We start from the raw sequence: 14297 nt of genomic DNA, 5'->3' as shown, positions 1-14297 counted from the left end.
GGGTAGTGTGTGCTAGTTAAAAAGGCTTGTCGAAAGTGATTTTCGGCTCTTTCCACGGGCCTTTGACGGTGTATTTCACACTGGCAAAACGTGCCACGCGATCACCGATCAGCTTGTCGATCAGGAACAGCGCACCACCCACTGCCGGCGCGCCGACCAGCAGCGCGGCAATCGGCAGGTTGTTGGTCACGGGCAGCGTGACCAGCAGCTTGGCGTCGACCTGATCACCGACCAGATCCAGCGTACCGTCCAGCTCGAGATTGCTCGACGGCCCGGTCAGCCGGATCGGCTCACGGGTTACGTAGACGCCGTTGTTGGCGACCAGCAGACCTTTGACCCGGTCATAGCTCAGGCCTTTGCCGAACAGGTCAGAGAAGTCCAGACGCAAGCGGCGACCAATCGAGTTGAAGTTGAGCAGGCCGAACACCCGCAAAGCCTGGGCACCGCCTTCCACTTCAACGAATTGGCCCTTGTTCAGCGAGGCATCGAGCGTGCCGGAGAAGCGCTTGGTCGCCAGCCACGCCGGTGATCCAGGCCAACGCCCATCGACATCCATATGAAATTCTTCGCTGGTCACGCTGGGCGCAAAACCCCAGCCCTTCAACACATCGGCGAGGTTCTTGCCGCCGATCCGGCCCTTGAACCAGCTACTCGTCGAACCTGGCGTGCCTTCCCAGCCACCGCTGCCCTGCAGCAGAATGCCTTTGAGGCCCATGTCGAGGTTGTTCAAGGCGATGCCTTTGGCGGTCGGGCGCACTTTCAGCGACCAGCCACCGACCAGATCCTGGCCCTGAAACAGCTGATTGATGGTGATATCCAGCGCCGGGATTTTCGTCGGATCAACCGAGGCCAATGGGTCTGGCGCGTTCTCGTCAGCCTGGACCGTCGGATCGGGTGCCGGCAGTTTCACGTATTGCAGATTGATCGCAATCGGCACGCCTTTGGCGTCCGGCAGGCTGGCAGTGCCCCTGGCCTGCTGGCTGTCGAGGGAGAGGTTCCACGCCCCCGGCTTGCGGTTGACCTTGGCTGAAGCCTGATCCAGCGTCGTACCGAACGCCGTCAACTTGCCAACCTTGATGTCGGCGCTGCTGAGCAACTGCTGGGCGCTGCCGCCCAGGTCCTGGCCGGCGTACTTGCCGAGCAGATCCTGCCAGGGCGCAACGTCCAGTTCCGACAGCACGCCGCGAATGCGCAAGCCCTTGGCGCCCGGCAGCACCGCGTCGCCGGCGCCAAGGAACAGTTCACCGCGACCGTCAGAGAAACTGCTCGGCGGTGCAGCGAAGGTGAAATTGGCCAACTGATCGTAGTTGACCCAATAACGTCGCTCCGGACCTTGCAAGGTCATGCGAAAGACGGTGTTGCGGCCGACATTCGCGGCCATGCCAAAGGGTGCCGGCAAATCCACGGCGACACCTTTGAGATCGGAGCTGACCATCAATTGGCTGTCCGCGCCGTCCAGGTTCAATTGCAACTGATACGCAACGGTTCCCGACACCGGCAGCGGCTGAGTCACGCCCAGCCACTCGGTAAGCTTCTTGACCTCGACCTGGCCCGATGCCGCGACCCGGGTCTTGAGCTTGTCGGGACTGCCGTCGGAGAAGATTTGCGCGGTGACCGGTTTGTCGAAAGCCCGCGCGGCGATGTTTTGCCCGCTGAGTCCTTTGGCGCTGTCGAAACGGAAATCCCCCTTGAGCTGCGTCAGTTCCAGCTTCGGTTCGGCGAGTTTCAGCCGTGCATTGGCGGTCTTGAAATCGACGAGAATCTTTGGTTGATCGCCCTTGGCCAGCGGCACGTCGAGTTTCAGCTTGCCCTGTAGATCACCCGCACCTTCCCATCCGGCGAAGGTGTCAGCCGTGCCGATCGGTGCTTGCTGGAGAATCTTCAGGCCATCGCCCAGCCCACCGGCAAACGCGCCGTCGAGAAACATATGCGTGTTCTGGCCGGTCGGGACATGGGGAATATTGACGAACACGTCGCTGACCCGAGTGTCGAGCAACTGTCCCTTGTCGGCCCAGATCCGCACCCCGCTGTCTTCGATGAACACATCACCGCTGACCTTGCTGACGTGCGGCCAGCCCGGCTGAAAGGCCAGCTCGGCGTCATGCACTTTGAAAAACAGGCTGATGCTGCGGTCGGCCTCGCCAGCATTTTTGTTCAGAGAGCCCTGATACTGGAAAAAGCCTTGATCAACCGCGCCCTTGAGAATCGCCGTGCGCAACCATTCATCCAGAGCCGGGCTCAGGACTTGCGGCAAATACTTGGCGGTGTAGCGACCATCGCCGTCAACCAGACCGACCCGCAGGTCCATGTAGTCTTCCTGGCGGTGATCGAAATGCAGGCGAATCAGGAAGTCGCCGGCAATCTTGCCCTCCTCGCCGAGCACCTTCAGGTACGGGGCGATCAGGGTGAAGCCGTCTTTATCGAGCTTCCAGGTCAGGCGCGCGTTGGCCTGAATGTATTGCCATGGCCTGGCAAAAATCGGGTCGAGGTGCAGGACAAAATCCTTGCTGTCCATACGCAACTCGCCGCCATCGAGATTGCCGGTGAGGCTGCCGCTGACGTTCCGCGCCGCCGGAGCGCCATGGTAGGCGTCAAACCCGACGTTATCGAGGTTGGTGGCAAAACTGAATTTACTGCCGTCGGTGGCGTTGGGACGGAAATCCAGCAAGACGTTGCGCAGCCCCCCGGTCACCTTCAGTCGCTCGATCGCCGTGCCCAACCCTTGCGGCAAAGGCCCGAGCGCGTTGAGCAAAGGGGTAATCGGCGTCAGCTCGACACGGTCCGCCTGCAGGTGCCAGAGCTCATCGACCTTATCGGTGGCGCGGGTCTGTTGCAGTTGAATGCGCGACTCCCAGCGCGATTCGCCAAAATTCATCGCCAGCGAATCAAGGGTGAGCCTGGCGCCCTCGGCACTGTTCCGGTAATAGGCGTTGAGCGCCAGATTGTCGATCTGGATCGGCTTGCGCTCGGCGTAGGCGCCGATCACCTGCGGGGCATTCAGGCGCAGCGCGGCACTTTGCAGCGTGCCTTCGGCCCAATTGATCCAGACCTCACCGCCAGCCTTGATTTCGGAGAAGTTCCATTGCCGGGTCAGGCGCTCCGGCAGCCACTTCGCCCAGTCGCTTTGCGGCAGACTGGCATAACCGTCAACCGTACTGTCGCGCCATTGGGCAGGACGCAGGCGGGTGCGCAAGCTCAGGGATACCGGCTGACCGTCGGGCAACGTCAAACGTGCGTCGAGGCGCTGACGGTTGGCACCGGTTTTCAGATTGAGGCCGACATAGGTCAGGGTCATCGGCGCGTGATCCAGCGGTTGCAGGGTCACCTGGCTGTCGAGCACCGACAGTTGCTGAATCATTTGCGAGCGATTGAACAATTGCTCGGGATCAAGCGGCTGGTCGTCGTTGACCGGCAGCCCCTCCAGCGCCCAACTGCCATCGTCGGCCTCCTTGAGGCTGATTTTCAGGCCATTGAGTTCGAGATGGGCGATGCGCACTTCCCGCGCCAGCAGGCTGGCCCACAGATCCGGCACCGCGCGCACGCGATCCAGTCGCAGCGCATTGGCGCCGTCGCCGACCATCACATCGTGGGCCAGCAGGATGGGCGCGAAACCACTCCAGTCGCCTTCCAGCTCGCCGATCTGCAAGGGCATGCCGAGGGCGGCACTGGCCTTGTCTTCGATGTCGGCGCGGTATTCGGCAACCAGCGGAGTCAGCTCACGGCCAAGGCTGACGTACACCGCCATCAACACCAGAACCAACGCACACAGGCCCAGCCCCCAGCGGGTGAGTGCGGCCAATATGCGTGTCAGACGTTCCATGTCAGTTGGCTCCCATGGCAAAAAAACTGCGAAAAGCTGAGGCCAGCCGCGTTGGATAAAGGGTGTTGCAGGGGATCAGAGCAACACCACGTCATATTGTTCCTGGGAATACATGGTTTCCACCTGGAAGCGTATGGTCCGGCCGATAAAGCCTTCAAGCTCGGCGACGTTACCGGACTCTTCGTCGAGCAGGCGATCCACCACTTTCTGGTTGGCCAGCACGCGATAACCCTCGGCCTGATAGGCCCGGGCTTCACGGAGAATCTCGCGGAAAATCTCGTAACAGATGGTTTCCGGAGTTTTCAGCTTGCCGCGTCCCTGACAGCTGCTGCACGGTTCGCACAGCACTTGCTCCAGGCTTTCACGGGTGCGCTTGCGGGTCATCTGCACCAGACCCAACTCGGTGATGCCGATGATGTTGGTCTTGGCGTGGTCGCGCTCCAGTTGTTTCTCCAGGGTACGCAGCACCTGACGCTGGTGCTCTTCATCTTCCATGTCGATGAAGTCGATGATGATGATTCCGCCAAGATTGCGCAGGCGCATCTGCCGGGCAATTGCCGTGGCTGCTTCGAGGTTGGTCTTGAAGATGGTCTCTTCGAGGTTGCGATGGCCAACGAAAGCGCCGGTGTTGACGTCGATGGTGGTCATGGCTTCCGCCGGGTCCACCACCAGATAGCCGCCAGACTTCAGCGGCACCTTACGCTCAAGGGCTTTCTGGATTTCGTCTTCGACACCATAAAGGTCGAAGATCGGTCGTTCGCCCGGGTAGTGCTCCAGACGATCGGCGATTTCCGGCATCAGTTCGGCGACGAACTGCGTGGTTTTCTGAAAGGTTTCCCGGGAATCGATACGGATCTTTTCGATCTTCGGATTGACCAGGTCACGCAGCGTGCGCAGGGCCAGACCGAGGTCTTCGTAAATGACGCTTGGCGCGCCGATGGTCTTGATTTGTTCGTTGATCTGGTCCCACAGGCGGCGCAGATAGCGGATGTCCATCAGGATTTCATCGGCGCCGGCACCTTCTGCCGCCGTGCGCAGAATGAAGCCGCCAGCCTCCTTGATCCCTTCTTTCGCCACGCAATCGCTGACCACTTGCTTAAGGCGTTCGCGCTCGGCCTCGTCTTCGATTTTCAGGGAAATGCCAACGTGGGCAGTGCGCGGCATGTACACCAGATAACGCGACGGAATCGACAGCTGTGTGGTCAATCGGGCGCCTTTGGAGCCAATCGGGTCTTTGGTCACCTGCACCACCAGACTCTGCCCCTCGTGAACCAGCGCGCTGATGCTTTCCACCGCCGGGCCTTCGCGCAGGGAGATTTCCGCGGCATGAATGAACGCCGCTCGATCCAGGCCAATGTCGACAAATGCCGCCTGCATGCCCGGCAATACCCGGACAATCTTGCCTTTATAGATGTTGCCGACGATCCCGCGTTTTTGCGTGCGCTCGACGTGGACTTCTTGCAGCACACCGTTTTCAACCACCGCCACGCGCGACTCCATCGGCGTGATGTTGATCAGAATCTCTTCACTCATGGCAGGATCTCGTTCAGGCATGTTCACGATAATGGCCGCATCTGGGTTCGCACGACGCTCATTGCGCGTTCAGGTTTTGCCAACAGGGTATGCCGAAATGGCTCAACAGTTCTGCGCTTTCGCAAACAGGCAACCCGACCACTGCCGAATAGCTGCCATTGAGCCCGGCAACGAACACCGCACCGAGGCCTTGAATGCCATAACCGCCGGCTTTGTCCCGTGGCTCGCCGCTGGCCCAGTAGGCGGCGGCTTCCTCGCGGCTGATCGGCCGGAACCGCACCAGACTGCGCACCACCCGCGACTCGCAGCGCTCGCCTTCGAGCACGGCGATGGCGGTCAGCACTTCATGTTCCTTGCCGGACAACATCATCAGCATGGCGCATGCGTCGGCTTCGTCCACCGGTTTGCCAAGAATTTTGCCGTCGAGCACCACGGCAGTGTCGGCGCCCAGCACGCAGAACGGCGCGTCGGACACAACCGCAGATCGCCCGGCCTCGGCTTTGCCGCGCGCAAGGCGTTCGACATAGGCCGAGGGCGATTCTTCGGGTAGCGGGGTTTCGTCGATATCCGCGCTGATGGCGGTAAACGGCACGCCGATCTGCGTGAGCAATTCACGTCGACGCGGCGAGCCTGAGGCAAGGTAAAGCGGCTTCATCAAAACATCTCCCTGTTCAGTGCCCTGCTTCACCGGCTCAATTGATTCTGTAACGTCGGCGCAATCCGCGAAGGGCAAAGCTGACCCAAGGCCAGAGCAAGGCACTGACCAGTGCCGGAAGGACCAGCGCAAGGGTCGGCTGACGGTTACCGGTAAGGGCGCTCAGCCACAACTGCACAAGTTGCGCGAGGCCGAAGATCACCAGGATCACCAGGCATTGCTGCCACATCGGGAACATCCGCAAGCGTTGTTGCAGCGACAGCACGAGGAAGGTAATCAACGTCAGGATCAAGGCGTTCTGCCCGAACAGCGTGCCATACAGCACGTCTTCAGCCAGCCCCAGGCAAAACGCCGTGACCATGCCGACCGTTTGCGGCATGTACAGCGCCCAGAAAGTCAGGAGCAGCGCCAGCCACAGCGGGCGCAGGATTTCCATGAATTGCGGCAGCGGCGAGACACTGAGAAGCAGGCCGATGGCAAAGGTCAACCAGACGATCCAGCCGTTTCGCGAGGCAGTAGCGCCGACCATTATTCTTGTCTCCCGGTGGTGGCCGGTGCGCTGACGGGCGGTTTCGCCGCAGGTCGCGCAGCAGGCTGGGCGGCTGGCGGTCTGGTGGCCGCCGGCGGTTTGCTCGCAGCCGGTTTGGCCGGGGCAGTGGCGGCCGGTGTGGCTGGCGTTGCCGCTGCAGCTGGAGTGGCCGGTGTGGCCGTAGCCGCCGGGGTCACCGTCTTCGACACCGTGGCCGGAATGATTGGACCGCCACCAAAGGCATCGAGATTTTCCTGCGCTTGGGCGACGTCGTTGGCGCGCTCTTCAGCAGTGCGGCTGTCACTGAACACCAGCAGCAGATAACGGCTGCGGTTCAACGCAGCGGTCGGCACGGCGCGGACAATCGCAAATGGCTGGCCGGAATCGTGAATCACTTCCTTCACCGTTGCCACCGGATAACCCGCCGGGAAGCGCTGGCCGAGACCGGAGCTGACCAGCAGATCACCTTCCTTGATATCAGCGGTGTCGGCGACGTGGCGCAGTTCCAGGCGTTCCGGATTGCCGGTACCGCTGGCAATCGCCCGTAGACCGTTACGGTTCACCTGCACTGGAATGCTGTGAGTGGTGTCGGTCAACAGCAATACACGCGAGGTGTACGGCATCAACTCGACCACCTGGCCCATCAGTCCGCGCGCGTCGAGCACCGGCTGACCGAGCACGACGCCATCACGCTCACCTTTATTGATGATGATGCGATGGGTGAAGGGGTTGGGGTCCATGCCGATCAACTCGGCCACTTCGACCTTCTCGTTGACCAGCGCGGAAGAATTGAGCAACTCGCGCAGCCGAACGTTCTGCTCGGTCAGGGCAGCAAGTTTTTGCATGCGACCCTGATACAGCAGGTTTTCGGTCTTGAGTTTTTCGTTTTCGGCGACAAGCTCGGTGCGACTGCCGAACTGGCTGGCGATGCCTTCCCACAAGCGACCGGGCAGATCGGTGATCCAGTAGGCGTCCATCAGCACCAGCGACACTTGTTTGCGCGCGGGCTTGAGCAGGTCGAAGCGGGCATCGACCACCATCAGCGCGACCGACAGCACGGCCAGCACCAACAGGCGCACACCCAACGAAGGGCCTTTGGCGAAAAGCGGTTTAATAAGCCGCTCCTCCCAGGCAAATGTTCTGTTTATTCATACGGCATCAAACCGGCCTGGATGAAGACTGACAGAAGATAAACGCCAACAGGCAGCACTGCAAAGTGCTGCCTGCGCGTTCACCCACGTATTGCACTCGGCGACTTATTCGCTCGAGAGCAGGTCCATGGTGTGCTTGTCCATCATTTCCAATGCACGGCCACCGCCGCGAGCAACGCAAGTCAGCGGGTCTTCGGCAACGATCACCGGCAGACCGGTTTCCTGGGCCAGCAACTTGTCGAGGTCACGCAGCAGCGCGCCACCACCGGTCAGCACCAGGCCACGCTCGGCGATGTCGGAAGCCAGTTCCGGCGGCGATTGCTCCAGCGCGCTTTTCACCGCCTGAACGATGGTAGCCAGCGACTCTTGCAGAGCTTCCAGCACTTCGTTGGAGTTCAGGGTGAATGCGCGTGGAACGCCTTCGGCCAGGTTGCGACCGCGAACGTCGACTTCGCGAACTTCGCCGCCCGGGTAGGCCGTGCCGATTTCCTGCTTGATGCGCTCGGCGGTGGACTCACCGATCAGGCTGCCGTAGTTGCGGCGCACATAGGTGATGATCGCTTCGTCGAAGCGGTCGCCGCCCACACGCACGGATTCGGCATACACCACACCGTTGAGGGAAATCAGCGCGATTTCAGTGGTACCACCACCGATATCGACGACCATCGAGCCACGCGCTTCTTCTACCGGCAGACCGGCACCGATCGCGGCCGCCATTGGCTCTTCGATCAGGAACACTTCGCGGGCACCGGCACCGAGGGCCGATTCACGGATGGCGCGACGCTCAACCTGGGTGGATTTGCATGGAACGCAGATCAGCACACGAGGGCTAGGCTGCAGAAAGCTGTTTTCATGAACCTTGTTAATAAAGTATTGCAGCATCTTTTCGCAGACGCTGAAGTCGGCAATTACGCCGTCCTTCATCGGACGAATGGCAGCAATGTTGCCTGGCGTGCGACCGAGCATGCGCTTGGCTTCGGTGCCGACAGCAACGACACTTTTCTGGTTACCGTGTGTCCGAATGGCCACAACCGATGGTTCATTCAGGACGATACCGCGCTCGCGCACGTAAATAAGGGTGTTGGCAGTGCCCAGGTCAATGGAAAGATCGCTGGAAAACATGCCACGCAGTTTCTTGAACATGGGAAAGGGACCCTAGGCAACGCGTGGGTAAAAAAGTGCGGCAAACTCTAACAACGACAGGGATTTTGGGCAAGGCGCCAATATGTTAAATTGGCCGCTTTTCTGTGCACCAAGCCCCACAATCGCGGCCTTATGACCGTAGAAGTGCGGTAGTGTTCCGACAATCTAACACACGGACGTCGTCCGTTCTGTTTTCCACAGGAGAATCCCGATGGCGCTAGAACGCTCCGACGTGGAAAAAATCGCACATCTGGCCTGCCTTGGCCTCAATGATGCCGATCTTCCACATATCACTTCCGCCCTCAACAGCATTCTCGGGCTGGTCGACGAAATGCAGGCTGTTAATACCGACGGTATCGAGCCTCTGGCCCACCCGCTGGAAGCCAGTCAGCGCCTGCGCGCCGATGTCGTGACCGAGACCAATAACCGCGAGGCTTACCAGTCCATCGCACCAGCGGTCGAAAACGGCCTGTACCTGGTTCCGAAAGTCATCGACTAAAGGGAAAGAGCCTGCAATGCATCAAATGACTCTGGCCGAGATCGCCCGCGGTCTCGCCGATAAAAAGTTTTCCTCAGAAGAGCTGACCAAAGTCCTGCTGGCGCGTATCACCCAGCTCGATCCGCAGCTCAACAGTTTCATCAGCCTCACCGAAGAGCTGGCCCTCGAGCAGGCGAAAGCCGCCGATGCACGCCGCGCCAACGGTGAGAGCGGCGCCCTGCTCGGCGCGCCGATCGCGCACAAAGACCTGTTCTGCACCCAGGGCATTCGCACCAGCTGCGGCTCGAAGATGCTCGACAACTTCAAGGCGCCGTATGACGCCACGGTCGTCGCGAAACTGGCTGCCGCCGGCGCCGTGACCCTGGGCAAGACCAACATGGACGAATTCGCCATGGGTTCGGCCAACGAGTCGAGCTGGTACGGCGCGGTGAAAAACCCGTGGAACCTCGAACACGTACCGGGCGGTTCGTCCGGCGGTTCGGCGGCCGCAGTTGCCGCTCGTCTGTTGCCGGCGGCGACGGCCACCGATACCGGTGGTTCCATCCGTCAGCCAGCGGCCTTCACCAACCTCACCGGCCTGAAACCGACCTACGGTCGCGTTTCGCGCTGGGGCATGATCGCTTATGCCTCCAGCCTCGATCAGGGCGGCCCGTTGGCTCGCACCGCCGAAGACTGCGCGATTTTGTTGCAAGGTATGGCCGGCTTCGATCAGAACGACTCCACCAGCATCGATGAGCCGGTTCCGGATTACTCCGCCAGCCTCGGCCAATCGCTGCAAGGCCTGCGCATCGGCGTGCCGAAGGAATACTTCAGCGCCGGTCTCGACCCGCGCATCGCCGATCTGATCCAGAACAGCATCAAGGAGCTGCAGAAGCTCGGTGCCGTCATCAAGGAAATCAGCCTGCCGAACATGCAGCACGCCATTCCGGCGTACTACGTGATCGCCCCGGCAGAAGCCTCTTCCAACCTGTCGCGTTTCGACGGTGTGCGTTTCGGCCATCGCTGCGAGAACCCGGAAAACCTGATCGACCTGTACAAGCGCTCCCGTGGCGAAGGCTTCGGCCCTGAAGTACAACGCCGGATCATGGTCGGCGCCTACGCCCTTTCCGCCGGTTACTACGATGCCTATTACCTGAAGGCGCAGAAGATCCGTCGTCTGGTTAAAAACGACTTCATGGCGGCCTTTAATGAGGTCGACATCATCCTCGGCCCGACCACGCCGAACCCGGCCTGGAAACTCGGCGCCAAGAACAGCGACCCGGTCGCTGCCTATCTGGAAGACGTCTACACCATCACCGCCAACCTCGCGGGCCTGCCGGGCCTGTCGATGCCGGCCGGTTTTGTCGACGGTCTGCCGGTTGGCGTGCAGTTGCTCGCGCCGTATTTCCAGGAAGGTCGCCTGTTGAACGTTGCCCATCAGTATCAGCTCAACACTGACTGGCACACCCGCACCCCAACCGGCTTCTGAGGAGACACACATGCAATGGGAAGTCGTGATCGGGCTGGAGATTCACACTCAGCTCACCACCCGGTCGAAAATCTTTTCCGGTAGTTCCACCACCTTCGGTTCCGAGCCGAACACCCAGGCCAGCCTGATTGACCTGGGCATGCCCGGCGTTTTGCCGGTGCTGAACCAGGAAGCGGTGCGCATGGCGGTGATGTTCGGTCTGGCGATTGACGCCGAGATCGGTCAGCACAACGTGTTCGCGCGTAAAAACTATTTCTATCCGGACCTGCCGAAGGGCTACCAGATCAGCCAGATGGAATTGCCGATCGTTGGCAAGGGCCACCTGGACATCGCCCTGGAAGACGGCACGGTCAAACGTGTCGGCATCACCCGCGCGCATCTTGAAGAAGACGCCGGCAAGAGCCTGCACGAAGAATTCAACGGCGCCACCGGCATCGACCTGAACCGAGCCGGCACGCCGCTGCTGGAAATCGTTTCCGAGCCGGACATGCGCAGTGCCAAGGAAGCCGTGGCTTACGTCAAGGCGATCCACGCGCTGGTGCGTTACCTGGGCATCTGCGACGGCAACATGGCCGAAGGTTCGCTGCGCTGCGACTGCAACGTCTCGGTGCGCCCGAAAGGCCAGGCTGAATTCGGCACGCGCTGCGAGATCAAGAACGTCAACTCGTTCCGCTTCATCGAGAAGGCGATCAACTCCGAGATCCAGCGTCAGATCGAGCTGATCGAAGACGGCGGCAAAGTGATCCAGCAGACCCGTCTGTACGATCCGAACAAGGACGAGACCCGTCCGATGCGTTCGAAAGAGGAAGCCAACGACTACCGTTACTTCCCCGATCCGGACCTGCTGCCGGTGGTCATCGAAGAGTCGTTCCTCGGCGAGGTGCGCGCCACCCTGCCGGAACTGCCACCGCAGAAACGCGAGCGCTTCCAGAGCCAGTTCGGTCTGTCGGCGTATGATGCCAACGTGCTGGCTACCAGCCGTGAGCAAGCGGACTACTTCGAGAAGGTTGCAGCCATCGGCGGCGACGCCAAACTGGCGGCGAACTGGGTGATGGTCGAGTTGGGCAGCCTGCTCAACAAGCAAGGCGTGGACATCGACGAGTCGCCGGTTTCCGCCGAGCAACTGGGCGGCATGCTGCAGCGCATCAAGGACAACACCATCTCCGGCAAGATCGCCAAGGTGGTGTTCGAAGCGATGGCCAACGGCGAAGGCAGCGCAGACGAGATCATCGAAAAGCGTGGCCTGAAGCAAGTGACCGACAGTGGCGCGATCTCGGCGGTGCTGGACGAAATGCTCGCCGCCAACGCCGAGCAGGTTGAACAGTATCGTGCGGCGGATGAAGCCAAGCGCGGCAAGATGTTCGGCTTCTTTGTGGGCCAGGCGATGAAAGCGTCCAAAGGCAAAGCCAACCCGCAGCAAGTGAACGAACTGCTGAAAAGCAAGCTCGAAGGCTGACCACAATGGAGCCAGATCCAAAGCCTGGCTCTATTCCCTGTGGGAGCGAGCCTGCTCGCGAAAGCGTCATGACATCCACTAGAGATATTGAATGTGACGGCCTCTTCGCGAGCAAGCTCGCTCCCACATTGTTATCTGGGAGCTTTCGAATGAAACGTCTGCTCGGCGCCTGCGCCCTGCTCTCTTTACTGGCCGGTTGCGCCAGCACCGACATCATCGACCCGCACGGTTACGACCAGACCGGCGTCGCCTCCTATTACGGAGCCAGACACCACGGTAAACGCACCGCCAGCGGCGAAGCGTTCAACCAGCATTCCCTGACCGCCGCCCACCGCCAGCTACCGTTCGGCACCCGGGTGAAGGTCACCAACCTGAAAAACGATGAGTCCGTTGTGGTCCGCATCAATGACCGCGGCCCGCACACCCGTGGACGCCTGATCGACGTGTCCCGCGAGGCGGCCGAACAGCTCGGCATGCTGCGCAGCGGCACCGCGCGGGTTCGCGTGCAGGCCCTCGACTGATGGAGCGCCGACCATTTTCGGATTAGCCGATTTACCGCTGATCAATGTGATCGAACTGCTCGCCGGTCTCGGCCTGCTGATCGTCGGCGCCGAACTGATGGTGCGCGCCGCAGTACGCCTGGCCGAGCGCCTGCACGTGCGCCCTCTGATCATCGGCCTGACCATCGTCGCCCTCGGCAGCAGCGCGCCGCAAATGACCGTCAGCCTGCAAGCGGCGCTGGCGCACAATCCCGACATCGCCGTTGGCAGCGTGGTCGGCAGCAGCATCTTCAACATCCTCGTGACCCTCGGCCTGTCGGCGCTGGTCATTCCGCTGCGGGTATCGCGGCAACTGGTGCGCCTCGACATCCCGCTGATGATCGGCGCCAGCCTTCTGGTCTTCGTCCTGGCGTGGAATGAAGAGCTCAGCCGCTTCGACGGCGTGCTGTTGCTCGGAGCCCTTGCGTTGTACCTGGGCCTGCTGCTACGGCAGTCGCGACATTCGCTGCGACCGCATTCGCAACAGCCGCAGCCCCCCCGGAGGTCATGGCTCGGCAGTTCACTGATGATCATTGCCGGGCTGGTTCTGCTGATATTCGGCGGGCATCTGCTGCTGGGCGCCGCCGTGGTGGTAGCGACGGATCTGGGCTTCTCGGAACGGGTGATCGGCCTGACCGTGGTAGCCGTCGGCACTTCCCTGCCGGAGCTTGCCACCTCGCTGATCGCCGCATTGCGCGGTCAACGGGACATCGCCGTGGGCAACGTGATCGGCGCCAACCTGTTCAACCTGCTCGGCGTGCTGGGTCTGACCGCGCTGATCGCGCCGACGCCGCTGTCGGTGTCGCCGAACGCCCTGGCGTTCGACCTGCCGGTGATGCTCGGCGTCGCCGCGTTGTGTCTGCCGGTGTTCTATTCCGGCTACCGCGTGACCCGCGCCGAAGGTTTGTTGCTGCTCGGCCTGTATCTGGCCTATGGGCTGCACGTGGTGTCGTTCACCACCGGCATGCCCCTGGCCGGCAAGCTTGAGCGGTTGATGCTGTTTTACGTCCTGCCGACGCTGCTGACGTTTCTGCTGTTCACGTCCATTCGCGCCTGGCGCCGCCAACACCACAAGAGTGATAAACCATGACCGAATCGAAGAAGTCCGGGGTTGAAGTCCGCCGCCAGGTAATGGGCGATGCGTTTGTTGACCGGGCGTTGGGCAACGCCACCGGGTTCACCCAACCGTTGCAGGATTTCGTCAATGAGCACGCGTGGGGCGGCGTGTGGAATCGCGAGGGGCTGCCGCTGAAGACCCGCAGCCTGATTACCCTCGCCGCGCTGACAGCATTGAAGTGCCCGCAAGAGCTGAAGGGCCACGTGCGCGGCGCGCTGAACAACGGCTGCACGGTGGACGAAATTCGCGAGGCGCTGCTGCATTGCGCGGTGTATGCCGGCGTGCCGGCAGCGATTGATGCATTTCGCGCGGCGCAGGAAGTGATCGATACCTACCAAAAGCCAGAGTGATTCAGCGCCCGTGAAACAGCTTTCGCGAGCAGGCTCG

12 protein-coding genes are annotated in these 14297 nt (G+C 61.2%); 6 read left to right on the top strand and 6 right to left on the bottom strand.

The window, feature by feature from the left end; all coding sequences use genetic code 11:
* Positions 1-16: 16 nt before the first annotated feature.
* The 6 genes from AACY19_RS08755 to mreB all read right to left on the bottom strand — a co-directional run bounded on the left by AACY19_RS08755 (position 17) and on the right by mreB (position 8831).
* Positions 17-3820: a YhdP family protein gene (locus AACY19_RS08755; RefSeq protein WP_339449863.1), complete on the bottom strand. Its 3804-nt coding sequence runs from the start codon at positions 3818-3820 to the stop codon at positions 17-19.
* A gap of 75 nt (positions 3821-3895) precedes the next feature.
* A complete protein-coding gene (rng, locus tag AACY19_RS08750) occupies positions 3896-5353 on the bottom strand; it encodes a ribonuclease G (protein WP_016984169.1) in 1458 nt (485 codons plus the stop codon).
* 58 nt (positions 5354-5411) lie between these two features.
* A complete protein-coding gene (locus tag AACY19_RS08745; protein ID WP_339449862.1) occupies positions 5412-6008 on the bottom strand; it encodes a Maf family protein in 597 nt (198 codons plus the stop codon).
* Positions 6009-6045: 37 nt separating this feature from the next.
* Positions 6046-6537 carry a rod shape-determining protein MreD gene (mreD, locus tag AACY19_RS08740; protein WP_339449861.1) on the bottom strand — a complete coding sequence of 164 codons (492 nt, stop codon included), beginning with the start codon at positions 6535-6537 and terminating at the stop codon, positions 6046-6048.
* Complete coding sequence (gene mreC / locus AACY19_RS08735) at positions 6537-7652, bottom strand: rod shape-determining protein MreC (protein WP_339450047.1); 1116 nt, start codon at positions 7650-7652, stop codon at positions 6537-6539. Before mreC ends, mreD begins: the two co-directional genes overlap by 1 nt.
* Before the next feature lie 141 nt (positions 7653-7793).
* The gene (gene mreB, locus AACY19_RS08730; RefSeq protein ID WP_002555108.1) at positions 7794-8831 is read right to left on the bottom strand and encodes a rod shape-determining protein MreB; all 1038 of its coding nucleotides are present in this window, start codon (positions 8829-8831) and stop codon (positions 7794-7796) included.
* A gap of 211 nt (positions 8832-9042) precedes the next feature.
* Between mreB and gatC the strand changes: the two genes are divergently transcribed.
* The 6 genes from gatC (at position 9043) to AACY19_RS08700 (ending at position 14260) form a co-directional block, all read left to right on the top strand.
* Complete coding sequence (gene gatC / locus AACY19_RS08725; protein WP_007976465.1) at positions 9043-9330, top strand: Asp-tRNA(Asn)/Glu-tRNA(Gln) amidotransferase subunit GatC; 288 nt, start codon at positions 9043-9045, stop codon at positions 9328-9330.
* A 16-nt stretch (positions 9331-9346) separates the two neighbouring features.
* Positions 9347-10798, top strand: coding sequence for an Asp-tRNA(Asn)/Glu-tRNA(Gln) amidotransferase subunit GatA (gatA, locus tag AACY19_RS08720; protein WP_339449860.1), 1452 nt, complete (start codon positions 9347-9349; stop codon positions 10796-10798).
* 10 nt (positions 10799-10808) lie between these two features.
* Positions 10809-12254: an Asp-tRNA(Asn)/Glu-tRNA(Gln) amidotransferase subunit GatB gene (gene gatB, locus AACY19_RS08715; RefSeq protein WP_339449859.1), complete on the top strand. Its 1446-nt coding sequence runs from the start codon at positions 10809-10811 to the stop codon at positions 12252-12254.
* A gap of 149 nt (positions 12255-12403) precedes the next feature.
* On the top strand, positions 12404-12775 hold the full coding sequence (locus tag AACY19_RS08710) for a septal ring lytic transglycosylase RlpA family protein (RefSeq protein ID WP_339449858.1): 372 nt from the start codon (positions 12404-12406) through the stop codon (positions 12773-12775).
* 46 nt (positions 12776-12821) lie between these two features.
* Complete coding sequence (locus tag AACY19_RS08705) at positions 12822-13883, top strand: calcium/sodium antiporter (protein ID WP_339449857.1); 1062 nt, start codon at positions 12822-12824, stop codon at positions 13881-13883.
* On the top strand, positions 13880-14260 hold the full coding sequence (locus AACY19_RS08700) for a carboxymuconolactone decarboxylase family protein (RefSeq protein ID WP_339449856.1): 381 nt from the start codon (positions 13880-13882) through the stop codon (positions 14258-14260). Before AACY19_RS08705 ends, AACY19_RS08700 begins: the two co-directional genes overlap by 4 nt.
* Positions 14261-14297 lie beyond the last annotated feature (37 nt).

This window comes from Pseudomonas sp. EA_5y_Pfl2_R50 (genome assembly GCF_963970475.1).
Lineage (GTDB): Bacteria > Pseudomonadota > Gammaproteobacteria > Pseudomonadales > Pseudomonadaceae > Aquipseudomonas.
Note: the sequence above shows the minus strand (reverse complement) of the source record. Positions and strands in the feature narration are given on the sequence as shown.

What these genes read in the sequence shown, in the direction of transcription:
- AACY19_RS08755 (WP_339449863.1), bottom strand. Translation starts at nt 3,820, where the DNA reads ATGGAACGTCTGACACGCATATTGGCCGCACTCACCCGCTGGGGGCTG.
- rng (WP_016984169.1), bottom strand. Translation starts at nt 5,353, where the DNA reads ATGAGTGAAGAGATTCTGATCAACATCACGCCGATGGAGTCGCGCGTG.
- AACY19_RS08745 (WP_339449862.1), bottom strand. Translation starts at nt 6,008, where the DNA reads ATGAAGCCGCTTTACCTTGCCTCAGGCTCGCCGCGTCGACGTGAATTG.
- mreD (WP_339449861.1), bottom strand. Translation starts at nt 6,537, where the DNA reads ATGGTCGGCGCTACTGCCTCGCGAAACGGCTGGATCGTCTGGTTGACC.
- mreB (WP_002555108.1), bottom strand. Translation starts at nt 8,831, where the DNA reads ATGTTCAAGAAACTGCGTGGCATGTTTTCCAGCGATCTTTCCATTGAC.
- gatC (WP_007976465.1), top strand. Translation starts at nt 9,043, where the DNA reads ATGGCGCTAGAACGCTCCGACGTGGAAAAAATCGCACATCTGGCCTGC.
- gatA (WP_339449860.1), top strand. Translation starts at nt 9,347, where the DNA reads ATGCATCAAATGACTCTGGCCGAGATCGCCCGCGGTCTCGCCGATAAA.
- gatB (WP_339449859.1), top strand. Translation starts at nt 10,809, where the DNA reads ATGCAATGGGAAGTCGTGATCGGGCTGGAGATTCACACTCAGCTCACC.
- AACY19_RS08710 (WP_339449858.1), top strand. Translation starts at nt 12,404, where the DNA reads ATGAAACGTCTGCTCGGCGCCTGCGCCCTGCTCTCTTTACTGGCCGGT.
- AACY19_RS08700 (WP_339449856.1), top strand. Translation starts at nt 13,880, where the DNA reads ATGACCGAATCGAAGAAGTCCGGGGTTGAAGTCCGCCGCCAGGTAATG.